This is a genomic window from Marinobacter lacisalsi (assembly GCF_042651045.1).
Classification (GTDB): Bacteria; Pseudomonadota; Gammaproteobacteria; order Pseudomonadales; family Oleiphilaceae; genus Marinobacter; species Marinobacter lacisalsi.
Map to the genome: position 1 here is coordinate 252,216 of NZ_JBHSDI010000010.1, position 21,878 is coordinate 274,093.

Here is a 21,878-nt window from a genome sequence, read left to right on the forward strand (position 1 = left end):
GGGCCAGCATTCCATGGATAAATTACTAACGCTCTGGACAGGCAGTGGCCTGTTCAACATAACGGCCGGCCAGACGATCATGATTCTCGTCGGCCTGCTGCTGCTGTTCCTTGCGATCCGCAAGGGCTTTGAGCCGTTGCTGCTGGTGCCGATTGGCTTCGGTGGCATTCTGGCGAATATCCCGGAGGCAGGGCTTGCCCTGACTGCGGCGGAAAATGCCATTCACTTCGCATTGAAGGATGGTGGCACGGAAATTCTGGCAGCGCTGGCAGCGCCTCTGGACGTGGCTTACCAGGCCGGGCAGGCAATCACGCCCGAGCTGAAAGACGCGTTCAAGGTGGCCGTGAAAGAGGCCAGCTACTCCGAAATGGCAATGGCCAATTCGATTGCCCAGGATTTCGGGTATGGCAATGGCATGCTCTACAACTTCTACTCGGTTGTTATCGGCAGCACCATCGGGCCGTTGGTCATTTTCATGGGCGTTGGTGCCATGACCGACTTCGGTCCTCTGCTGGCTAACCCGAAAACCATGCTGCTGGGCGCTGCTGCCCAGTTCGGTATCTTTGGTACCGTGTTGGGTGCCGCGCTGCTTGACTGGCTGGGTATCCTGGATTTCACCATCCTGGAAGCAGCGGCTATCGGTATCATCGGTGGCGCAGATGGCCCGACGTCCATCTACGTGTCCAGTGTACTGGCTCCCCACCTGCTTGGTGCGATTGCGGTATCGGCCTATGCCTATATGGCTCTGGTGCCAATGATCCAGCCGCCAATCATGAAGGCTCTGACTTCCCAGAAGGAGCGGGCCATCAAGATGAGTCAGCTGCGTCCGGTGAGCAGGAAAGAGAAGATCGTCTTCCCGCTGGTTGTGCTGATTGCTGTCGTCCTGTTCCTGCCGGACGCCGCACCGCTGCTGGGTATGTTCTGCTTCGGTAACCTGATGAAGGAATGTGGTGTTGTCGAGCGTCTGAGTGATACCGCCCAGAACGCCCTGATCAACATCACGACGATCTTCCTTGGTCTGTCCGTTGGTTCCAAGCTGATGGCCGACAAGTTCCTGGACGCGCAGACCCTGGGTATTCTGGCGCTGGGTATCGTGGCCTTCGGTGTAGGCACCGCCTGTGGTGTTCTGATGGCGAAGCTGATGAACGCCCTGGTAAAAGAGAAGATCAACCCGCTGATCGGTTCTGCCGGGGTATCTGCGGTGCCGATGGCAGCACGGGTATCCAACAAGGTAGGCCTTGAGGCCAACCCGCAGAACTTCCTGCTGATGCACGCCATGGGTCCGAACGTGGCCGGTGTTATCGGCTCTGCGGTAGCTGCCGGTGTCATGATCAAGCTGCTTGGCTGATTGCTGTAGCTGGTAGCCTGAAAGCCCCGAGAGACATTGAGTCTTTCGGGGCTTTTTTTTGTCTTCGGTTGTTGGTGCCTGGCCTGGGGGTATGGGTGGCCCTTTCTTCGCCGCAATTCAGGGGCCGTCCCTGGCCCCACCTTGCTCCGCGCCGTCCCTGGCGCTGCTGCGAAAGGGCCACCCATACCCCCAGGCCGAAGGGACTATCGTGGCGCCTGAAACTTAAAAATAATGGAAAGCCGTTGAGAATTCGGATTTTCCTGTGAGCTCAAAGTCAGTTCGGGGCATTCTGGTCTAATGTGATGTGCTTGTCCGAATGTTTCGGACACGAGTGAGAACGGTAAGGGGACCAGGGTGGGGGATGCTTTCGTCGCAGCGCCAGGGATGGTGCGGAGCAAGGTCGGCCCAGGGATGGGCCGTGAATTGCGGCAGAGAAAGCTTCCCCCACCCTGGTGCCCCTCCACCAAATCCCCAGGCTAGGGCAGTAATATCTGTAGTAATCACCTGAATCGCAGAAAATTACTGAAAATCCCGGGAAGGCACCGGCAGTGTCTGAATCAGATGGCTAAGGTCAGTAAGCTTCCCGGCCATGATATGAACAATGTCTCCCTCCCGCTCCACAATGCCTTTCACATGCAGTAACCGTGAGGTCAGCAGAGGCTTGCGCTGCTGTCGGGCGGTGTTGAGCCAGACCACCACATTGATGTTGCCGAACTCGTCTTCCAGGGTGACAAAGGTGACGCCGGAAGCGGAGCCCGGGCGCTGGCGGCCGGTGACCAGGCCGGCGACCTGGACCGGGCGGTTGGGTTCGGCGGTTTTCAGTTGTTCCGAGTTCAGGCAATTGCGCAGCTGGCCTTGTTCTCGTAGCAAAGCCATGGGGTGGCGTTGCAGGCTCAGGCCCTGGCTGGCGTAATCCGCCAGGATATTCTGGCCTTCCGAGGGTGCGGGCAGGGCAGTTTCGTTATCTTCCGCCAGATAGCCCGGGTCATCATTAGCGTCGGAAACCCATAAGGGCGCGGCGGTTTCATGACCCAGCAACTGCCAGTAACTCTGGTGGCGATGTCCGCTGATGTTCTCAAGGGCATTGGCGCCGGCTAGCAGTTCCATATCCCGCTGGGGCAGGGCGGTGAGCTGGCGCAGTTCCTTTATGCTGCGGTAGCCCCCGGGTGGTCGCTGTTGGCACAGGGCATTGGCACTTCGCCGGTTGAGACCTTTTATCTGGCGCAGGCCAACACGCAACTGCTGTTGGGGGCCCTCCAGGGTGTAGTCCCAGTGGCTGTGGTTTACATCCGCCGGCAACACGACGACGTCATGACGGCGGGCGTCCTGGATCAGTTGGGAGGGTGAGTAGAACCCCATGGGCTGGCTGTTCAGCAATCCGCAATAGAACGCCGCAGGATGATGACGCTTGATCCAGGCAGATACGTACACCAGCAATGCAAAACTGGCGGAGTGGGACTCCGGGAAGCCATAGCCGCCGAAGCCACAGATCTGCAGGTACAGCCGTTCGGCAAAGTCTTCGCTGTGGCCTCTGGCCAGCATGCCGTTGATCAGTTTGTCCCGGAAGGGAGTCAGGTCTCCATGGGCCTTCCAGGCGGCCATGGCCCGGCGCAGCTTGTCGGCTTCGCCAGCGGTAAAACCGGCGGCCACCATGGCCAGTTTGATCACCTGCTCCTGAAAAATGGGCACCCCCAGGGTGCGTTCCAGCACGCCCCGGATGTCGTCGTTGGGGTAGGTGACTTTCTCAAGACCATGCTTGCGTTTGAGGTAGGGGTGCACCATATCCCCCTGAATCGGACCGGGCCGGACAATGGCTACTTCAATCACCAGGTCGTAGAACTTCTCCGGTTTCAGCCGGGGCAGCATGTTGATCTGGGCCCGGGACTCGACCTGGAACACGCCGATGCTGTCACCGGTCTGCAGCATGTTGTAGGTTTCTTCGTCTTCCCGGGGAATGTCCTGCATGTCGAGGGGCTGGCCATTCCTCCCCGGGATCAACGCCAGGGACTTGCGAATGGCGGTCAGCATGCCCAGGGCCAGCACATCCACCTTCATCAGCCCCAGGCTTTCCAGGTCGTCCTTGTCCCACTGGATCACCGTGCGACCTTCCATGGCGGCATTTTCGGTGGGTACCAGTTCCGACAATGGCCCCGAGCCGATCACAAAGCCCCCTACATGCTGGGACAGGTGGCGGGGGAAACCCAGCAGGGTATTCACCAGGGTGAAGAACTGGTTGGCGACACGCTTGTGCCGGGTCAGGCCCTTGTCGAGGATCTGGCCTCGCCAGTCGGTTTCCCTGTCGCGCCAGTCAATGCCGTTGAGCAACTGTTCCACCTGGGCGGGGTCAAAGCCCAGGGCCTTACCCACATCGCGGATGGCACTACGGGGCCGGTATCGGATCACCGTGGCGGCCAGGGCGGCACGTTCACGGCCATAACGCTGGTAGATGTACTGGATGACTTCCTCGCGGCGCTCGTGTTCGAAATCCACGTCGATATCCGGGGGCTCGCCACGGTCCCTGGAGATGAAGCGTTCAAACAGCAGTTCCATCTGGCTTGGGTCCACTTCCGTGATCCCAAGGCAATAGCACACCGCCGAGTTGGCAGCCGAGCCACGCCCCTGGCACAGGATGCCTTCGCTGCGGGCGAAACTGACAATATCGTGAATGGTGAGGAAGTAATGTTCGTACTCCATCTCATGGATCAGCGCCAGCTCCTTGTGGATCAGGGCCTGGACACGAAGCGGGGTACCCTCCGGAAAACGCCGTTGCTCGCCCTGGCGAGTCAATTCCTGCAGCCAGCTGGCGGGCGACATCCCGGCGGGCACCAGTTCTGAGGGATAGTGATAGCGGAGTTCGGAGGGCCTGAAGCTGCATTGATCGGCAATGGCCAGGGTTTCCTGCAGCCAGGCTTCGGGGAACAGGCGCTTCAGTACGGGCAGCGGTCGCAGATAGCGTTCACCATTCTGGAACAGGTGATGGCCGGCCTGTTCCAGGCTGGTGTTATGACGGATAGCAGTCAGCACATCCTGCAGGGGCTGGCGTTGCCGGCAATGCATATGCACATTGCCGGTGGCCACCACGGGGCGCTCCAACTGCTGGGACAGGGCCCGGATGCGCTGGATGGCCTGCTCCTCGCCGGATTCCAGGGTTCTGCTGGCGGCCAGCCACAGGCTCCCTGGAAACAGCCCCAGCAGCCATTCGCCGGTACGTCGTGCGTCGTTAAAACCGGTCTGTTCCGGCGCCGGGGGCAGCCACAGGCAGAGACAGTGATCCAGGGCATGGCTTTCCAGGTCCTCCGGCAATAGCTGGTATTGACCTTTCGGGGCCCGTCGCCGGGCGGTAGTGATCAGCTGGCAGAGCTGGCCATAACCCTGATGGGTGCGGGCCAGCAGGATCAACCTCTCTGGGGAGTGTTCCGGGCCTGCTGGCTCCAGTTCGAAGTAGCTGCCGGTAATCAGGGCTACCGGGCTGTCTTTCAGTGCTTTCCAGGCCATGGGCATGCCGGCCACGGAACAGGCATCGGTAATGGCTATGGCCTGGTATTTCAGCTCCAGGGCCCGCTCTGCCAGCTCATGGGGGTGAGAGGCTCCGGTGAGGAAGGTGAAATTGCTGAAGCAGTGCAGTTCGGCGTAGTCCATGGGCATCTTGTGTTATCCGAACCAGCCATGAACGAACCAGCTTTGCTGGCTGTCCCGGTAGATCCAGGCCAACTGGCCGCTGGGCAGGCGGGCGATATAGTAGTCCCGTAGTACCCGGGCGCCGTCCCACCAGCCCCCACTGATGCGCTCCGGTCCGCTGAACCATTCTTCCGGGGTGGTCTCCAGGGGCGTGGGGTGGGGCAGCAGCCACAGGGGGCGCAGGGGCAGTCGGCTTGCCCCGCCAGGGTGTCTGGGAAGTCCGGCAGTCAGACTGCGGGCGCTCCAGGCTCTTTCGGGGCGGTGGTCGGCTGCTGGCGCGAGGTGGCGCAGGGCAGATTCCCCCAGCCGTGCCTGCAGGCGACTGACCAGGGTGTGCCAGGCTTCCCCCTGATCGCTGGTTTCCCCCAGAAGATCCGTATGGCTGGCTGTCCGCCGCTCCAGGAAGCGGGTAACTTTCAGCTCCAGGGTTTCCACGGGTGCCTGCAGGGGGTGCTGCTCCAGCCTTATTCTGAGCAGGTTGATAAAGGCGTCCGCCCGGTGTTCCGGCCCGGTGGTGCGTACCCGCAGCCGGGTGGGCTCCCGTCGGTAATGGTGTAATACCAGTAGCAGGCTGTCCGTGTCCTGCTGGCGCCACTGAAGGTCACTTTCCAGTTCCGACAGCATCCGCTGCAGGGCGAATAGCAACCCCTGGGTTTTCTCCACGGGCAGGCCGAAGTCGGCACGCTGCAGGAAGTAATGAGGAGGGCGCCAGACGGCCTGGGGGTCCGGGCGTTGCCCCTGTACCCGCTGTACATAGGCAAGGGTTTCCGGTGTCAGGCGACGGGCAAGTTCCGTAGCAGGCAGGCGGAAGACCTGTCCCAGGGTGGTCAGACCCAGGCGGGTCAGGCGCTGCAGGGTCCGGTCGTCAAAGCCGGCATGGGGCAGGGTCAGTGCCTCCAGCTGGCTGTGCATGTGTGAGTGCTCCCCGGTACAGCAGTGTATTCCGGCCCGGGCCAGCAGGCGGGCTGCCAGGGGCGTGGTGCCGGTGGTTATGGTGGCGTTCAGCTGCCGTTCTTCCAGGGCATGCTGCAGTTGCCGTTGCAGCGGTTCCAGGCCGCCGTACAGCCGCTGCACGCTGCTGGCTTCTGCCAGCAGGCCGTCCGGAGGGTACAGGGTAATGCGATCCATATAGCGGTAGAGCCAGTGAGCCTGCTGCTCCAGGATGCCCGCCTGGCGTGTATCGTCGGCGTGGATCATGGCCAGTTCCGGGGCCAGGTTAAGGGCGGTCTTCAGGGCCGTACCCGGAAGTACGCCCAGTTGCCTGGCCCGGGGGCAGGCCTGCAGCACCTGCCGCGTACCCTGGGATAACACGGCCAGGGGGGCCGGATCCTGCCGGGAGCGGGCGATATGGTCCAGCAACAGGTGTCGGAAGTGGAGATACAGCCAGATCATGATTTACCCCGGGTCTGGTCCGTCGGACCAGGGCCCGCGAATAACCGTGGCGACGCTTTCCGGGGCGGTGCACCCTGACCGTGTTTGTAGCGGCAGGGTGCAGCCCTGACCGGGCCAGCCACCCCGTCGTTTGAGAATGTTGATCCGCAAACCCAGCTGATTGTCCGGCTCCAGTTCCAGGCGCAGGGCAGCGGGTGAGCTCTGGCAGGCCTGTCGCCGGGTCTGGAACAGAATGCAGTTGCTCTCTCCAGCTTCGGCCGCCAGCTGTAGCCGGCGGATATCCCGTGCCGCCAGGCTGTCCGGCCAGGCCATGACCAGACCAGTGGCGGGGGAACGCAGACAGTTTTCCAGGGTCCAGAGCAGGTCCGGATGGGCGTCGGTCTGCACCACCACCAGCTGGTCCAGGTCAACCCCTTCACGGGCCAGGGCCGGAGCATAGGGCGTCAGGGGAGGATTGACCCAGAATACCGTCTGCTGACGGGTAGTGACTCGCCTGAGCAGTGGCAGTACCAGTTGCAGTTCGCCGATGCCCGGCGCATCAAGCAGGCATTCACTGAGGGCGCCCCGGGGCCATCCGAGTCCGTCGATCTGGTTATCCAGTGCCTCGAAGCCGGTCTGTTCCGGCGTTGGTGTGGTTGCGTGCCGTTGATGCCCTCGCCACAGGCGGGCGTCATCGAGCAGGGTGTTCAGCAGGTCACTCATGGTTTTGTCCAATACTGTTTAAATATACAGTATTATTAACCCGTCAGGATTTCAACCATGGCACTGACCTGTTACCGTAAAATTGACGTTATGGAAGTCACTGATACAGGGAGATCCTTATGACTGCACTGGAACAACAGCAATGCGAGGCCTGCCGGGCTGACGCCCCCACCGTCAACGCAGACGAGCAGAAAGCCCTGCTGAAAGAAGTTCCCGACTGGGAGCTTGTCGACGTGGAGGGTGTTCCCCAGCTGCGCCGCGAATTCCGTTTCAAGAACTTCGTCCAGGCCCAGGCCTTTACCAACAAGGTGGCGGACCTGGCTGAGGAGGAGGGTCACCATCCGGCCCTCCTGCTGGAGTTCGGCAAGGTGACTGTGCGCTGGTGGACCCACAAGATTGGCGGTTTGCATCGCAATGATTTCATCATGGCGGCGCGCACGGACAGGCTATTCGAGGGGTAGGGCTATCTGGCCGGTGCCAGAGTTCTGGCGCCGGCTCCATTCACGGTCAAGGCACCAGCAGCACCGGGTGACGACTCTCCCGCACTACGGTTTCCGACGTGTGTCCAAGGGGGAGCTGTTCCACGGGCGTGGTGCCACGCTTGCCAATCAGTGTCAGCGCCGGCTGGCTATCCTGAATCAGGTTCAGCAGTTCCCGGGCCGGGTGTCCGTTGAGAATTCGGGCGTGCACCGAAGCCTTGCTGTTGGCGATATCATGAACCCGTTTGTCCACCTGGTCCGCTTCGGGAGGGGCATCATCCGGGCGTACCCAGACCACGCGCCCTTCCTGGCCAGCATTCACCAGTTCCCGGAACAGGTCTTCGCAACGTCCGGCGTTCTCCGAACCATCGGTTGCCAGAAAAACCGGTGACTGGGGTGAGGAAGGTTTGCCTTCCACCGGCAGAATCAGCAGGGGCCGTTTCGTCATGCGGGCCAGATTCATGGTGTTGTTGCCCATGAACAGTTCGCGACCGGCGGAATGGTGGGTGCTGCAGCAGATAACACCATCCGCCTTCAGATGGCGTGCCAGCTCCAGAATGCAGGAAGCCACGAAGCCGTGGCGGACCTCGAATTCTGTCTCTACCTTCCACTCTTCAGCGTATTGCCGGGCCAGTTCCCTGAGTTTTCCTTCAACGGCCTCATCACTGTCTTCAATGTGCTTGCGGGTATGGGGCTCAATCACATAAGTCAGAGTCAATTTCCTGGTCCCAAGCCGTTCCAGCAGGGGAGGCAATTGTTTAATGGCCTGCTCCCAGTTGTCGGAATAATCCACGCTCAGAATCAGATGGCTCAGCATATTCGGGCTCTCCCATGGGATTGTCAGGTGTGAATGCCTGGCAAAGAAGCTATAAGGGGCATTTTCAAAGACGCCTTGGGAGTAAAACTAGCACATTGTGGAGACAGCGCTATCGATTCCGGACAGTGCACTGAACCCCTGGGCAGACAACCGCGGGTCGATATGGAACCGGACGCCCCCATTGGACCGGAACAGGCGGGACGGCATGATGCCCATCATGCTGTGAAAGGTATTGGAAAAGTGCGCCAGGTCGGAAAAGCCCGATGCGACCGAGGCCTGGGTAAATGTCTGGCCATGGCCAATGGCCAGTGTGGTGGCGTGCAGGCGATGCCACTGGCGGTACTTGCCGGCGGAAATGCCCAGATACTGGCGAAACAGCTGGATGACCCTGGGCACAGACAGGCTGACGGTAGCTGCCAGGTCTTCCGTGGTGATGCTCTGCGTGCGGCCCCCGCGGAGCACGCCAACGGCCTTGACCACCCTGGGGTCGACGCCTTCCGGATCCAGCCGGTCGATATCCGGCAGTCCCGCTTTGACCAGTCCTGCCAATATCGCCTGAGGAGCAGGAGATGCTTTCAGGATGTACCTGGCCAGGTCAATCAGCTGCCCTTCGCCAGCCAGTGACCAGAAGATATCGTAGTCCTGATGGGCGGCCGTTTTCGCCAGCGCCCTGAGGTCATGCTGGAACGGATCGAGAAACAGCACCATGAATGACGGGCTGTCACTCTCGAGCCAGACTGGCAGGCCAGGTCTGATCAGGCAGGCGCGGGCCTCCACCACCTCGTTGGCATGGGTCTGCCGGTGAAGCCGTAGATTGCCTTCCACACCCACCACCAGGGCGGCACTGCCATAGTTGCGGTATCGGGGTTCAATGCTGGGGCCGGCGTAGAGTACGCGATTGTCCCAGATGTAAATGTGAGCAGGCACATGGCTGGCCGGAGCTTGCACAGGGTTCCCTCCATGGGATGAAAACGGTTCCGAACTCCGTTATCGGTGTCTCCATATCCTACCCGGTATTTGCCGGAAGTGAGGTCACACCCGCGTGACCAAGTGCTCAGATGGTGCGGAATTATCATTCCGCACAAATGATGCCGGAATCCTCACGGGTATCCTTCTGGTTCCAGTTAGGGCGGCACCAGATCGCTCCTTAAGAAGTATGGATGATGCATAACGCAAATAGAGCAATCAGGGAGCAGTCGATTGCTTTTCAAGGAGAGTTCAATGGAGAGTTCCAATGAATAAGAATATCAGACGACCGCTCATGAGAGGGCGGGCCTCGGCATGTCGCCACTATCTGTCAGGCCTGGCTCTGGCAATGGCGGCGGCCAATGCACCGGCAGCCGTTCTTTTTGAGGAAAACTTCTCGAGTGGCCTTGGTGCCTTCACCAGCGAAGGGCGTGTCTATACGATGACTGCGGGTGAGGCCGCCATGCGTGGCGGAGCCAGCGATACCCGGGTCCGCACCGGCCCCATTGCAGTCAATGGCGCCAGCGATCTGACCCTGTCGTTCTATCGGGATATATCCGGTTTTGATACTGGCGAGTCACTGACAGCCTTCGTTTCCACCGATGGCACTACCTTCCAGGCCGTGCAGAGCATCAACAGTGGCTCCGGAGTGGTGACGGTTGATATCGGAAATGCGGCCGGCGGCCAGGATCAGATCTACCTGCAATTTGCCATCAATGCCTCCAGCTTCTTTGAACGGGCTGGCCTGGGCAGCATCATGCTTGAAGGTAGCGCCACCGACAATCCGGATAACCCCGACAATCCTGACAATCCCGATAACCCGGATAACCCGGATAACCCTGACAATCCGGGCGGTGACAACGAGCCCATGCCGGAAGCCGGCGATTTCGTGACCTTCGAATCCGGCCACGTCCGTCCCATGGCCCTGTCTTCCGACGGTAACCGTCTGTATGTCGTCAATACTCCGGATAACACCGTTCAGGTGTTTGACGTGTCCGGCGACTCCCCGACACCGGTGGAAACCATCCCGGTGGGTATGGAGCCGGTTTCCGTTACCCTTCGCAACGACGGTGAGCTGTGGGTGGTCAACCACCTTTCAGACAGTGTCAGCATCGTTGATGTATCCGGTTCCGTTGCCCGCATCAAGAACACCCTGCTGGTGGGTGATGAGCCCCGGGATATCGTATTTGCCGGCAACAACGACCAATGGGCCTTCATTACCGCAGCACACCGTGGCCAGAATGTTCCGTTTGATCCCGAGCTGACCACTCCGGGCATCGGCCGTGCCGATGTGTGGGTGTTTGATGCCAACAACCCCGGTTCCCAGCTTGGTGGTGAGCCTGCCACCATCCTTAACATGTTTGGCGATACCCTGCGCGGCCTGGCCCGTAGTCCGGATGGCAGCAAGGTGTATACCGCTGTGTTCAACTCCGGTAACCAGACCACGGTTCTGGACGAGGAAATTCCCGATGGTGGTCTCGACAAGCCAGGCCCGCAGCGCGCCGCTGATGGCACCGAGCAGCCGCGCACTGGCCTCATTGTCCAGTTCGACGGCCAGAACTGGATGGGCCCGGGCGACCCCGTCAATGGTGACGCGCCACGGGCGTGGGACGAGTACGTCAAGCTTGAACTGCCGGACTATGACGTGTTCGAGATCGATACCAGCGGTTCCGTACCCCGTGTGGCCTCCCGCACCAGTGGTGTCGGCACCACCTTGTTCAACCTGGCGGTCAACCCGAGCAACGGTAACGTCTATGTTTCCAATCAGGAAGCCAATAACCTGACCCGTTTCGAAGGTCCCGGTCTGGCCTCCACTACTGTTAACGGTAACTTTGTTCAGAGCCGCATCACCGTGGTGGATGGTCACAATGCCCAGCCGCGCCACCTGAACAAGCACATCGACTACAGCACCGATCCCGGCCGTGGTACTGCCAGCGAGAAAGAGCGCGCCGTCGCCATTCCGCTGCAGATGGCGATCTCGTCCGATGGCGAGGACCTGTTCATGGCCAGCATGGGCTCCAGCAAGCTGGTACGGTATGACACTGGCGCCCTGGAAAGCGACAGCTTCCAGCCCAACACCAACGACCAACTGGTGGTCAGTGGTGGCGGTGCTACCGGCGTGGTGCTGGATGAAGCCCGTGGCCGTGCGTTTGTGACCACCCGCTTCGACAATGGCGTGTCCGTGGTGGATGTGGACGGCACCATGAGTGAGCTGGCCCACGTGACCATGTCCAATCCGGAACCCCAGAAGGTGGTTGAAGGTCGTCGCTTCCTGTACGACGCCACCTATACCTCCAGCCGGGGGGATTCCTCCTGCGCCGGCTGTCACATCTTCGGTGACATGGATCATCTGTCCTGGGATCTGGGCAACCCGGATATCGCTTCCAAGGACAATCCGAACGAGTACAACGAAAACGTTCCGGCGTTCGGTCGCAACCTGACCTTCCATGCCATGAAGGGCCCGATGACCACCCAGAGTCTGCGCGGCCTGAAAGGCAACGGTCCCATGCACTGGCGCGGTGATCGTACCGGGGAAGACCGGGCGCGGGGTGAATCCCTCGAGATGGCAGCCTTCAAGGAGTTCAACGAGGCCTTCCCGGGTCTGGTGGGACGTGACTCCGAGCTGACCGAGCAGGAAATGACCCGGTTCGCCGAGTTCGCCCTGGAGCTGACCTACCCGCCCAACCCGATTGCGGCCCTGGACAACAGTCTGAGCCCGCGTCTGCAGGAGGCCCTGGAGGTCTACAACACCGTAAACTCTGACTTCGTGACCAACTGTAATGGTTGCCACACGCTGGATGCGGACCAGGGCATGTTCGGCACCGACGGTACCATGTCTGCGGAAGGCGGGGATGTTGACGAAGACATGAAGATCCCCCATCTGCGGAACATGTATCAGAAGGTGGGCATGTTCACCAAGAATGGCGCGGATCGTCCGGAGACCGGGCCACAGATCCGCGGCTTCGGTTACGATAACCAGGGTGCCTCCGGTTCCATCGACAACTTCCTCAGTGCACCGGTGTTCCTGCTGCTGGGTGAAGAGCGTCGTCTGATGGTTCAGGACCTGGCGTTGGCGTTCCCGTCAGAGATGAACCCCATCGTGGGTCAGCAGGTTACCCTGAACCCGGACAACCGCAATCGCTCCGACGTTCAGGCCCGCCTGGACCTGCTCATCGAGCGGGCCCTGGTAACCAACCCGCGTCCGGAGTGTGACCTGGTGGCTACCGCGGTGTTCAATGGCCAGACCAAGCGTTGGGCCTTCAATGCCAACGAGAAGTTTGTGCCGGGTGACCGTGCCACGCCGTCCCTGACCCGCAGCGAGTTGCTGTCTCAGGCAAACGACGAGGACGCCTCGGTGACCTTCACCTGTACGCCTCCGGGCAGTGGTGTTCGCAACGTGGCAAGCAACTGATCCGTCAGTTGACCAGCCACCAGGCAATTGCCTGAAAACAAAAACCCCGGCCTTTGAGCCGGGGTTTTTGTTGGGTATTGCCCAGGTGGCAGCCATGGTTATAGCAGCCGTTCAATGTTCAACCCTGGCACCTTCCTCTTTCATGGAACGCCAGGCCCTGTTCATGTCTTCGAGCATCTTGTCGGTACCAGGTGCATTCCGTGAGAAAATGAGGGTGGTGGGCCACTTCAGAAGGTTGTCATACCTCAGCCCCGGCAAGGGTGAGATCTCCAGGGAGTTTTCCATCGGCGACTGGAAATTGATAAGGTAGTCCCCGCGTTCGAACGCCAGCATGCGGATGGCCGACAAATGGTTCGGAGCAATGGTGATCCCGGTGTCCGGATCCTCCTTCAGGTGATCGAGAAGTCGAAAGTAGGTGTAGCCCCGAATCAGGATCAGGCTTTTTCCTCTCAGGTCCTGTATCTCCGATACCGGCTCCGCTCCCGCCCGGGAATAGGCGTTAAGCTGGATACTACCGGTATGGAAGTCGGTTTCACGGATAAAGGGCGCCAGTTCGGGAATCCCTGCCGAACCGGGCCACATATCGATCTCGCCGTACTCCAGATACAGGTAGACCCGTTCAATGGGCAAACCCTGCCAGACGATATCGTACCCGGCACGGTCGGCAATCGCTTCGGTCAAATCAATAAAACTGCCCTCAAGCTCCCCGGACTCGGTCGTGTAGGCCAATGGAGGGAACTCGATGTACGCGCTCCGAATGACCGGGCGGTCCGCTGCATAGGCAAAAGGCATCAGCGAGCTGGCGATCATTGTCACGAACGATGCGTCGCGGAAGAAAGTTCGGAGCTTGCTCATGAATGGATCTTTAACATTGGCGTTGTTTTTTGTTTAGCATGGCGACGTTATTTGAATTTGTAAACCACTGGAAATCAGGCGCATGACAACAGAAATTTTGCGAGATCGCGTGTCCTACGCGGCGTTTGACGAGATTACCACACGCTGGGCCGACAATGACCTCTATGGACATGTCAATAATGTGACCTACTACGCCTGGTTCGACAGCAGTGTAAACCGGTACCTGATCGAGCAGGGCGGGCTGGATATCCATAACGGTCGGGAAATTGCCTATGTGGTGAACTCGTCCTGTGATTACTTCAGCCCCATTGCCTACCCGGAACGGGTGGAAGCGGGGCTCAGAGTGGAAAAGCTCGGCAACAGTTCAGTGGTCTACAACATTGGCATCTTCCGCCAGGGCGAGACGGAAGCCTGTGCGGTCGGCCGCTTTGTCCATGTTTTTGTGGATCGCACAACGGACCGCCCGGTCCCCATCCCGGAAGGCATCCGAAACGCCCTGAAAAAGCTGATAACAGAGGCGGATAGTGCCTCTCAGTAGTCAGCAGTAGCCACCAACGCTCAGTAGCCACGGGCGCTGGAAGTGCTTCGACGTGGATCTGCCGCCCCCCACAGAGCCCCGTCCTCGTCAATCAGTACACTCTGGATGGCACCCATGGCTGAGCCGGTTTCCACGGTGTGCCCCATGGCATTGAGCAGGTCGATGGTATCGGAGCTGATGCCTTGCTCAATACGGATTTCATCCGGCAGCCATTGATGATGGATACGGGGCGCCGACACCGCCGACTGGATGTTCAGGTCATGGTCGATCACGTTCATGATCACCTGCAGTGTGGTGGTGATGATCCGTGAGCCACCGGGGCTGCCGGTCACCAGCACATTCTCCCCGTCCTTGCGCACAATGGTGGGCGACATGGAACTGAGCATCCGTTTGCCGGGCTGGATCCGGTTGGCCTCACCGCCAATCAGGCCATAGGCATTAGGTACGCCCGGCTTGGCACTGAAATCATCCATTTCATTGTTCAGCAGGAAGCCGGCCCCGGCCACGGTAATACCTGAGCCATAGCTGAAGTTTATGGTGTAAGTGTTTGAAACGGCGTTGCCCCACTGATCCACAATGGAAAAATGGGTGGTTTCGTTGCTTTCATGGGGCAGGGGGTCACCGGGTGCGATCTGGTTCGAGGGCGTGGCCTGGTCCGTGTCGATGTCTTCCCGTAGCGCCTCTGCATAGTCCTTGCTGGTAATGCCCTCCAGCGGCACCTCCACATAATCCGTATCCCCCAGGTATTCGGAACGGTCCGCGTAGGCCCGTTTCATGGCTTCGGCCATCAGATGGATGGTCTGCGCGGAATTGTGGCCGTAATCACCCATCGGGTAGCCCTCGAGAATGTTCAGTATCTGCACAATGTGAGCGCCACCGGAGCTGGGGGGCGACATGGAAAAGATCTCATGGCCCCGGTAAGTGCCCATGACTGGCTCGCGGATAACCGGTTCATAGCCGGCCAGGTCTTCCAGGGTAATCAGACCTTCGCCCCGTTCCATTTCCGCCACGATCAGCCGGGCGGTTTCGCCCTCGTAGAAGTCGGCAATACCATGGTCGGCAATGCGCTGCAGGGTATCGGCCAGTTCCGGCTGGCGGAAAATGTCGCCGGGTTGCGGGGCGCTGCCATCCTCGCGATAGAACGTAGATCGTGTGGCCGGCCAGGGGTGCAGCCGGTCGCGGGCCTGTTCCAGGCCCTCGGTAAAGCGATGGGGCACTTCAAAGCCGTCACGGGCCAGGGCGATGGCAGGTTTCAGAGCCTCGGCCAGGGTGATGGTGCCATATTCGTCCAGCGCCATGGCCAGCCCCGCGACAGTCCCGGGTACCCCCGAGGCCAGGTGGCTGAATCGGCTGCGCTGCGGAACCACGTCGCCGTCACTGTCCTGGAACATGGTGCGGGTTGCCGCTGCCGGTGCCGTCTCCCGGTAGTCGATGGCCTTTACTGGCCCGCCGTCCCCGGGTGCATAAAGCATGAAGCCGCCACCACCGATATTGCCGGACCGGGGCTGGGTGACCGCCAGGGCAAACCCGGCGGTCACCGCCGCATCGACTGCATTGCCGCCGTTTTTGAGCACCTCCAGGGCCACATCGGTAGCGTGGGGATGACTGGTGGCCACCATACCGCGGTCTCCGGGTACCGGATGATGTCGTTCGCCTTCCAGAATGGCCTGGGCGCTGGCGAAGGTGGCAAGAAGCGAGAGCAGGGCAAGCCAGGTAAGTCGATGGCATTGGCCGTGGGCGGACATGGGACGGGCTCCTTCTGTATCTGTGGATATTGCGCCGAAACGGGATTCCTCATCTTCGTTCCGGGGCCGGTTTAGGCTATGATAGCCGGTCATTTTTCAATACGGGTAACCGGTGGCTCTGAAACCGGCCCGCTGTTATTTCAGCATTCCGACAGGACAGGTTCATGGAACACACATACCGTCTGGTGATTTCCTGCCCGGACCGGGTGGGTATTGTGGCAAAAGTCAGTAACTTCTTGTCCACCTACAATGGCTGGATCACCGAAGCCAGCCATCATTCCGACAATCAGGCCGGCTGGTTCTTCATGCGTCATGAAATCAAGGCCAGCTCGATCCCGTTCGGCCTGGATCAGTTCCGTGCTGCCTTCGAGCCCATCGCCCGGGAATTCGAGATGAGCTGGCACATCGCCGATTCCGCCCAGCCCAAGAAAGTGGTTCTGATGTGCAGCAAGGAATCCCACTGTGTGGCCGATCTGCTGTACCGCTGGCACAGCGGCGAGCTGAATGTGGATATCGCCGCCGTTATCTCGAACCATGAAGACCTGCGAAGGATGGTGGAGTGGCACGACATTCCCTACCACTGTATTCCTGTCAGCAAGGAGAACAAGGCGGAAGCCTTTGCCGAGATTGATGACCTGTTCCAGTCCTACGGTGCGGACGTCATCGTTCTGGCCCGCTACATGCAGATCCTGCCCGCCGAGGTGTGCGAGAAGTACAGCGGCAAGGTGATCAATATCCACCATTCGTTCCTGCCGTCCTTTGCCGGTGCCCGGCCATACCACCAGGCCTACAGCCGGGGTGTGAAGCTGATCGGCGCCACCTGTCACTACGTGACCCAGGACCTGGACGAAGGCCCCATCATCGAGCAGGACGTGATCCGCATCAGCCACAGTGATGCCATCGAGGATATGGTCCGCCTGGGCAAGGATGTGGAGAAGAATGTACTGGCCCGGGGCCTGCGTGCCCATGTGGAAGACCGGGTCATTACCTACGAAAACAAGACCGTGGTTTTTGACTGAGCCGATCACCCGATTGTGGTAGTATCGACCGCTTAAACAACACGATATCCAGCAAATTCAAAGGAACCATTCTCGATGGGTGAGTTAGCCAAAGAGATCCTGCCGGTCAATATTGAAGACGAGCTCAAGCAGTCCTATCTGGACTATGCCATGAGCGTTATTATCGGCCGGGCTCTTCCCGATGTCCGTGATGGCCTCAAGCCGGTACACCGGCGCGTTCTCTTCGCCATGTCCGAGCTGGGCAACGACTGGAACAAGTCCTACAAGAAGTCTGCCCGTGTGGTGGGTGATGTTATCGGTAAGTACCATCCCCACGGTGACTCTGCGGTCTACGACACCATCGTACGGATGGCCCAGCCATTCTCCCTGCGTTATCCGCTGGTGGATGGTCAGGGCAACTTCGGTTCCATCGACGGTGATAACGCCGCTGCCATGCGTTACACCGAAATCCGCATGGAGAAGATCGCCCACTCCCTGCTGGCGGATCTGGACAAGGAAACGGTGGACTACGTCGACAACTACGACGGCACCGAGCGGATTCCGGAAGTGCTGCCCACGCGGGTACCCAACCTGCTGGTGAATGGTTCCTCCGGTATTGCCGTGGGCATGGCGACCAATATTCCTCCCCATAACCTGACGGAAATCATCAACGGCTGTCTGGCACTCATCGACAACCCGGACACCACCATTGATGAGCTGATGGATATCATTCCGGGGCCGGACTTTCCCACCCAGGGCATCATCAATGGTCGTGCCGGTATCGTTGAAGCCTACCGCACTGGTCGCGGTCGCGTCTGGATCCGTGCCCGCCACGAGATTGAGCACGACAAGAAAACCGGTCGCGACGCCGTCATCATCACCGAGCTGCCCTACCAGCTGAACAAGGCGCGGCTGATCGAGAAGATCGCCGAGCTGGTGAAGGAAAAGCGCCTGGAAGGCATCACCGAGCTGCGGGACGAGTCCAACAAGGAAGGCATCCGGGTTGTGATCGAACTGCGTCGGGGCGAGAACCCCGAAGTTATCGTCAACAACCTGTTCGCCCAGACCCAGTTGGAGACCGTGTTCGGCATCAACATGGTGGCGCTGCTCAACGGCGAGCCCAAGATCCTCAACCTGAAGGAAATGCTCGACGCCTTCGTGCGCCACCGTCGCGAAGTGGTTACCCGTCGCACCATCTATGAGCTGCGCAAGGCCCGCGAGCGGGGCCATATCCTGGAAGGCCTCACCGTTGCGCTGGCCAATATTGACGAGATCATCGAGCTGATCAAGGCGTCTCCCTCCGCCGCTGAGGCGAAGGAAAAGCTGATGGACAAGGGCTGGGGCCCTGGCGATGTCATGGCCATGCTCGAACGGGCCGGCGAGGATGCCTGCCGTCCGGATGACCTGCCCGAGATCTATGGGCTGCGTGATGGCCTGTATCATCTGTCTCCGGAGCAGGCCCAGGCCATTCTTGACCTGCGCCTGCACCGCCTGACCGGCCTGGAGACCGAAAAGCTCCAGAACGAATACAAGGACATCGTCGAGAAGATTGCCGACCTGCTGGACATCCTGGGTGACCCGGAGCGTCTGCTGCAGGTGATCCGCGACGAGCTGGCGGCCATTGTCGACGAGTACGGCGACGAGCGTCGCACCGAAATCGTCAGCTCTCGCCGTGACCTGACCGTGGCGGACCTGATCGACGAGGAAGACCTTGTCGTTACCATCTCCCACAGTGGCTATGCCAAGACCCAGGCGGTTGAGGACTACCAGGCCCAGCGCCGGGGTGGCCGGGGCAAGGCGGCGACCTCGATGAAGGATGAGGATTTCATTGAGAAGCTGCTGGTGGCCAATTCCCACGACACCATCCTGTGCTTCTCCAACCACGGCAAGGTCTACTGGCTGCGGGTGTTCGAGATTCCCCGGGCCAGTCGTGGTTCCCGCGGCCGCCCAATGGTGAATATCCTGCCCCTGGCCGACGGTGAGCGGATTACCACCTTCCTGCCGGTACGCGACTACCCGGAAGACCATTACGTGCTGATGGCAACGTCCAATGGTGTGGTCAAGAAGACGCCTCTGCCGAACTTCTCCCGGCCCCGGTCCAATGGCCTGATCGCCCTGAACCTGGACGAGGGCGATACCCTGATCGGTGCCGCCATTACCCAGGGTGATGCCGAAGTGATGCTGTTTTCCACCGCTGGCAAGGCTGTCCGCTTCAATGAAGAAGCCGTTCGTGCCATGAGCCGGACGGCCCGTGGCGTTCGCGGCATTCGCATGCCGGAAGGGCATCAGGTGGTGTCGCTGATTATCCCGCAGGAGGGGGGCGTTCTCCTGACGGCCAGCGAGCATGGCTACGGCAAGCGCACTTCCATTGACGAATTCCCCACCTACAGTCGTGGCAGTCAGGGCGTTATCGCCATGCAGTGTTCCGAGCGTAACGGTAATCTGGTGACTGCCCTGCAGCTGTTCGACGGCGACGAGATGATGCTCATCTCCGACAAGGGCACGCTGGTGCGTACCCGTACCGATGAGGTGTCGATACTCAGCCGTAACACCCAGGGCGTGCGTCTGATCAAGCTGAGCCAGGAAGACGAGCGCCTGGTTGGGGTCGAGCGGATTGCCGAAACCGATGACGAGGACGTCGAGGATGCCGAAGCCGGCGAGAACAACGCACCGGAAGCCGGCAATGGTGAAACCAGCGGAGAGTCAGGCGATGAGTAGGGCGTACAACTTCTGCGCCGGTCCGGCAACCTTGCCGGAGCCGGTGCTGCGGCAGGCCCGGGACGAAATGCTGGACTGGCGCGGCACCGGTATGTCGGTGATGGAGATGAGCCATCGCAGTGACGAGTTCGTGGAGATCGCCGAAACGGCTGAAAAAGACCTTCGTGAACTTGCCGGTATTTCAGAGGATTACAGCGTACTCTTCATGCAGGGTGGGGCTTCCAGCCAGTTCGCCACCATCCCTCTGAACCTGCTTGGAGACAAGGGGTGCGCTGACTATATCAATACCGGCATCTGGTCGAAGAAGGCCATTGCCGAGGCCAGCCGCTACGCCGACGTGAATGTGGCGGCCTCCAGCGAGGACAGCGGTTTCACCACCGTGCCTTTGCAGGAAACCTGGCATACCCGGGCGGATGCAGCGTATCTGCATTACACCCCCAACGAGACCATTGGCGGTCTTGAATACGATTTCATCCCGGACAGCGGGGCGGTGCCCCTGGTGGCGGATATGTCCTCCACCATGTTGTCACGCCCCCTGGATATATCGAAGTTTGGCCTGATCTATGCCGGCGCCCAGAAAAACATCGGCCCGTCTGGCCTGGTTGTGGTCATTGTTCGCAAAGACCTGTTAGGCAAGGCCCGGGCAGAAACCCCGACGATGATGAATTATCAGGTCATTGCCGATAACGGCTCCATGTACAACACCCCGGCCACCTACTCCTGGTATCTGGCTGGACTGGTGTTCAAGTGGCTGAAGGAACAGGGCGGCGTCGGCGCAATGGAACAGCTCAATCGTCGCAAGTCCGCCAAGCTCTACGACTTCATTGACCGCAATGACTTCTACGCCAACCCCATCGACCCCCGTTTCCGCTCCTGGATGAATGTGCCATTCACCCTGGCGGATGACCGGCTCAACGGTGACTTTCTGCAGGGTGCCGAGGCCCGTGGGCTGCTCAACCTGAAAGGCCACCGCAGCGTGGGTGGCATGCGTGCCAGCATCTACAACGCCATGCCGGAAGCTGGTGTGGATGCCCTCATCGACTATATGGCCGGATTTGCGAAGGAGCATGGCTGACCATGAGTGACGAGCAGACCCGCCTCAGCGAGCTGCGGGACGAGATTGACAGCCTTGACCAGCAGATCATGGACCTGATCAGTGCCCGTGCCCGCTGTGCCCAGGAGGTGGCCCACGTAAAGATGGAGGCCAATCCTGAACAGGACGTCTTCTTCTACCGTCCGGAGCGGGAAGCCCAGGTTCTGCGCCGTATCAAGGACGCCAATCCGGGCCCCCTGGCCGATGAGGAAATGGCCCGCCTGTTCCGCGAAATCATGTCGGCCTGCCTGGCGTTGGAACAGCCCATGCGAATTGCGTTCCTGGGGCCCGCAGGCACCTTTACCCAGGCCGCAGCCCTCAAGCACTTCGGTCATTCGGTGATTTCCCAGCCCATGCCGGCTATTGACGCGGTGTTCCGCGAGGTGGAGTCCGGCGCCGCCCAGTACGGCGTGGTGCCGGTGGAAAACTCCACCGAGGGTATGATCAACCACACCCTGGATATGTTTATCTCGTCGCCCCTGAAGATCTGTGGTGAAGTGCAGTTGCGTATCCACCATCACCTGATGCGCTCACCGGACAGTGGCGACCAGCCGCTGACCCGGATCTACTCCCATCAGCAGTCCTTTGCCCAGTGCCGGCAGTGGCTGGATGCCCACCAGTATGGCATCGAACGGGTCACTGTCAGCAGCAACGCTGAAGCAGCCCGCCGTGCGGCCAGTGAACCGGGTACAGCGGCCATCGCCGGCGACATGGCTGCCGAGCTTTATGGGCTTGAAATCATGGCCGGCAAGATTGAAGACCGGCCGGACAACACCACCCGCTTCCTGATCGTGGGGCGGGAGTCCGTCGGGCCCAGCGGCCAGGACAAGACCTCCATTCTGGTCTCCATGCGCAACCGGCCCGGTGCCCTCTATCAGTTGCTGGAGCCGTTCCACCGGGCCGGTATCAGCCTGACCCGGATTGAAACTCGTCCATCACCCAGCGGCACCTGGGCCTACGTGTTCTACATTGATTTTGAGGGCCACATGGACGATGCCGCCATCAGCAAGCTGCTGGAAGACCTGGAAGAGGATGCCGTTGAACTCAAGCGACTGGGTTCCTATCCGGCCGGTGTGCTCTGATCGGCGCAGGGCGTAACGGAGTCAGGGAAACAGGGCACAGAACCGGAGGATTTGG

Annotated in this window: 15 protein-coding genes; 8 read left to right on the plus strand and 7 right to left on the minus strand. The window is 60.2% G+C overall.

What is annotated here, in order from left to right; genetic code table 11:
- Positions 1–13: 13 nt before the first annotated feature.
- Positions 14–1,348: a sodium ion-translocating decarboxylase subunit beta gene (locus tag ACFOZ5_RS07035; RefSeq protein ID WP_379886305.1), complete on the plus strand. Its 1,335-nt coding sequence runs from the start codon at positions 14–16 to the stop codon at positions 1,346–1,348.
- A 519-nt stretch (positions 1,349–1,867) separates the two neighbouring features.
- Here ACFOZ5_RS07035 and ACFOZ5_RS07040 read toward each other — a convergent pair.
- The 3 genes from ACFOZ5_RS07040 to imuA are packed head-to-tail and all read right to left on the minus strand — an operon-like array spanning position 1,868 to position 7,120.
- Complete coding sequence (locus ACFOZ5_RS07040) at positions 1,868–4,993, minus strand: error-prone DNA polymerase (protein WP_379886306.1); 3,126 nt, start codon at positions 4,991–4,993, stop codon at positions 1,868–1,870.
- A gap of 6 nt (positions 4,994–4,999) precedes the next feature.
- Complete coding sequence (locus tag ACFOZ5_RS07045; RefSeq protein ID WP_379886307.1) at positions 5,000–6,418, minus strand: Y-family DNA polymerase; 1,419 nt, start codon at positions 6,416–6,418, stop codon at positions 5,000–5,002.
- Positions 6,419–6,421: 3 nt separating this feature from the next.
- A complete protein-coding gene (gene imuA / locus ACFOZ5_RS07050) occupies positions 6,422–7,120 on the minus strand; it encodes a translesion DNA synthesis-associated protein ImuA (protein WP_379886308.1) in 699 nt (232 codons plus the stop codon).
- 119 nt (positions 7,121–7,239) lie between these two features.
- On the opposite strand from imuA, the gene ACFOZ5_RS07055 reads away from it, so the two are divergent.
- Positions 7,240–7,581, plus strand: coding sequence for a 4a-hydroxytetrahydrobiopterin dehydratase (locus ACFOZ5_RS07055; protein ID WP_379886309.1), 342 nt, complete (start codon positions 7,240–7,242; stop codon positions 7,579–7,581).
- A 46-nt stretch (positions 7,582–7,627) separates the two neighbouring features.
- Here ACFOZ5_RS07055 and ACFOZ5_RS07060 read toward each other — a convergent pair whose 3' ends face one another.
- Positions 7,628–8,416, minus strand: a complete 789-nt coding sequence (locus ACFOZ5_RS07060) for a universal stress protein (RefSeq protein WP_379886310.1) — start codon at positions 8,414–8,416, stop codon at positions 7,628–7,630.
- Between the two features lie 87 nt (positions 8,417–8,503).
- A complete protein-coding gene (locus tag ACFOZ5_RS07065; protein ID WP_379886311.1) occupies positions 8,504–9,364 on the minus strand; it encodes an AraC family transcriptional regulator in 861 nt (286 codons plus the stop codon).
- Positions 9,365–9,650: 286 nt separating this feature from the next.
- On the opposite strand from ACFOZ5_RS07065, the gene ACFOZ5_RS07070 reads away from it, so the two are divergent.
- Positions 9,651–12,794, plus strand: coding sequence for a hypothetical protein (locus tag ACFOZ5_RS07070; protein ID WP_379886312.1), 3,144 nt, complete (start codon positions 9,651–9,653; stop codon positions 12,792–12,794).
- A gap of 111 nt (positions 12,795–12,905) precedes the next feature.
- On the opposite strand, the gene ACFOZ5_RS07075 is transcribed toward ACFOZ5_RS07070, so the two are convergent.
- Positions 12,906–13,649, minus strand: a complete 744-nt coding sequence (locus tag ACFOZ5_RS07075) for a substrate-binding periplasmic protein (protein WP_379886313.1) — start codon at positions 13,647–13,649, stop codon at positions 12,906–12,908.
- Positions 13,650–13,731: 82 nt separating this feature from the next.
- Between ACFOZ5_RS07075 and ACFOZ5_RS07080 the strand changes: the two genes are divergently transcribed.
- The gene (locus ACFOZ5_RS07080; protein WP_379886314.1) at positions 13,732–14,187 is read left to right on the plus strand and encodes an acyl-CoA thioesterase; all 456 of its coding nucleotides are present in this window, start codon (positions 13,732–13,734) and stop codon (positions 14,185–14,187) included.
- 20 nt (positions 14,188–14,207) lie between these two features.
- Here the strand turns inward: ACFOZ5_RS07080 and ggt are convergent, their stop codons facing one another.
- Positions 14,208–15,932, minus strand: coding sequence for a gamma-glutamyltransferase (gene ggt / locus ACFOZ5_RS07085; RefSeq protein ID WP_379886315.1), 1,725 nt, complete (start codon positions 15,930–15,932; stop codon positions 14,208–14,210).
- Between the two features lie 164 nt (positions 15,933–16,096).
- Between ggt and purU the strand changes: the two genes are divergently transcribed.
- The 4 genes from purU (at position 16,097) to pheA (ending at position 21,823) form a co-directional block, all read left to right on the plus strand.
- The gene (gene purU, locus ACFOZ5_RS07090; protein WP_379886316.1) at positions 16,097–16,951 is read left to right on the plus strand and encodes a formyltetrahydrofolate deformylase; all 855 of its coding nucleotides are present in this window, start codon (positions 16,097–16,099) and stop codon (positions 16,949–16,951) included.
- A 75-nt stretch (positions 16,952–17,026) separates the two neighbouring features.
- Positions 17,027–19,648 (plus strand): DNA gyrase subunit A, encoded by a 2,622-nt coding sequence (gene gyrA / locus ACFOZ5_RS07095; protein WP_379886317.1) that lies wholly within the window; start codon positions 17,027–17,029, stop codon positions 19,646–19,648.
- Entirely contained in the window at positions 19,641–20,723 is a 1,083-nt protein-coding gene (serC, locus tag ACFOZ5_RS07100; RefSeq protein ID WP_379886318.1) for a 3-phosphoserine/phosphohydroxythreonine transaminase, read from the plus strand. The genes gyrA and serC overlap by 8 nt, the downstream gene beginning before the upstream one ends.
- A 2-nt stretch (positions 20,724–20,725) precedes the next feature.
- A complete protein-coding gene (pheA, locus tag ACFOZ5_RS07105; protein ID WP_379886319.1) occupies positions 20,726–21,823 on the plus strand; it encodes a prephenate dehydratase in 1,098 nt (365 codons plus the stop codon).
- The last annotated feature ends 55 nt before the right edge of the window (positions 21,824–21,878 follow it).

What these genes read in the sequence shown, in the direction of transcription:
- ACFOZ5_RS07035 (WP_379886305.1), top strand. Translation starts at nt 14, where the DNA reads ATGGATAAATTACTAACGCTCTGGACAGGCAGTGGCCTGTTCAACATA.
- ACFOZ5_RS07040 (WP_379886306.1), bottom strand. Translation starts at nt 4,993, where the DNA reads ATGCCCATGGACTACGCCGAACTGCACTGCTTCAGCAATTTCACCTTC.
- ACFOZ5_RS07045 (WP_379886307.1), bottom strand. Translation starts at nt 6,418, where the DNA reads ATGATCTGGCTGTATCTCCACTTCCGACACCTGTTGCTGGACCATATC.
- imuA (WP_379886308.1), bottom strand. Translation starts at nt 7,120, where the DNA reads ATGAGTGACCTGCTGAACACCCTGCTCGATGACGCCCGCCTGTGGCGA.
- ACFOZ5_RS07055 (WP_379886309.1), top strand. Translation starts at nt 7,240, where the DNA reads ATGACTGCACTGGAACAACAGCAATGCGAGGCCTGCCGGGCTGACGCC.
- ACFOZ5_RS07060 (WP_379886310.1), bottom strand. Translation starts at nt 8,416, where the DNA reads ATGCTGAGCCATCTGATTCTGAGCGTGGATTATTCCGACAACTGGGAG.
- ACFOZ5_RS07070 (WP_379886312.1), top strand. Translation starts at nt 9,651, where the DNA reads ATGAATAAGAATATCAGACGACCGCTCATGAGAGGGCGGGCCTCGGCA.
- ACFOZ5_RS07075 (WP_379886313.1), bottom strand. Translation starts at nt 13,649, where the DNA reads ATGAGCAAGCTCCGAACTTTCTTCCGCGACGCATCGTTCGTGACAATG.
- ACFOZ5_RS07080 (WP_379886314.1), top strand. Translation starts at nt 13,732, where the DNA reads ATGACAACAGAAATTTTGCGAGATCGCGTGTCCTACGCGGCGTTTGAC.
- ggt (WP_379886315.1), bottom strand. Translation starts at nt 15,932, where the DNA reads ATGTCCGCCCACGGCCAATGCCATCGACTTACCTGGCTTGCCCTGCTC.
- purU (WP_379886316.1), top strand. Translation starts at nt 16,097, where the DNA reads ATGGAACACACATACCGTCTGGTGATTTCCTGCCCGGACCGGGTGGGT.
- gyrA (WP_379886317.1), top strand. Translation starts at nt 17,027, where the DNA reads ATGGGTGAGTTAGCCAAAGAGATCCTGCCGGTCAATATTGAAGACGAG.
- serC (WP_379886318.1), top strand. Translation starts at nt 19,641, where the DNA reads ATGAGTAGGGCGTACAACTTCTGCGCCGGTCCGGCAACCTTGCCGGAG.
- pheA (WP_379886319.1), top strand. Translation starts at nt 20,726, where the DNA reads ATGAGTGACGAGCAGACCCGCCTCAGCGAGCTGCGGGACGAGATTGAC.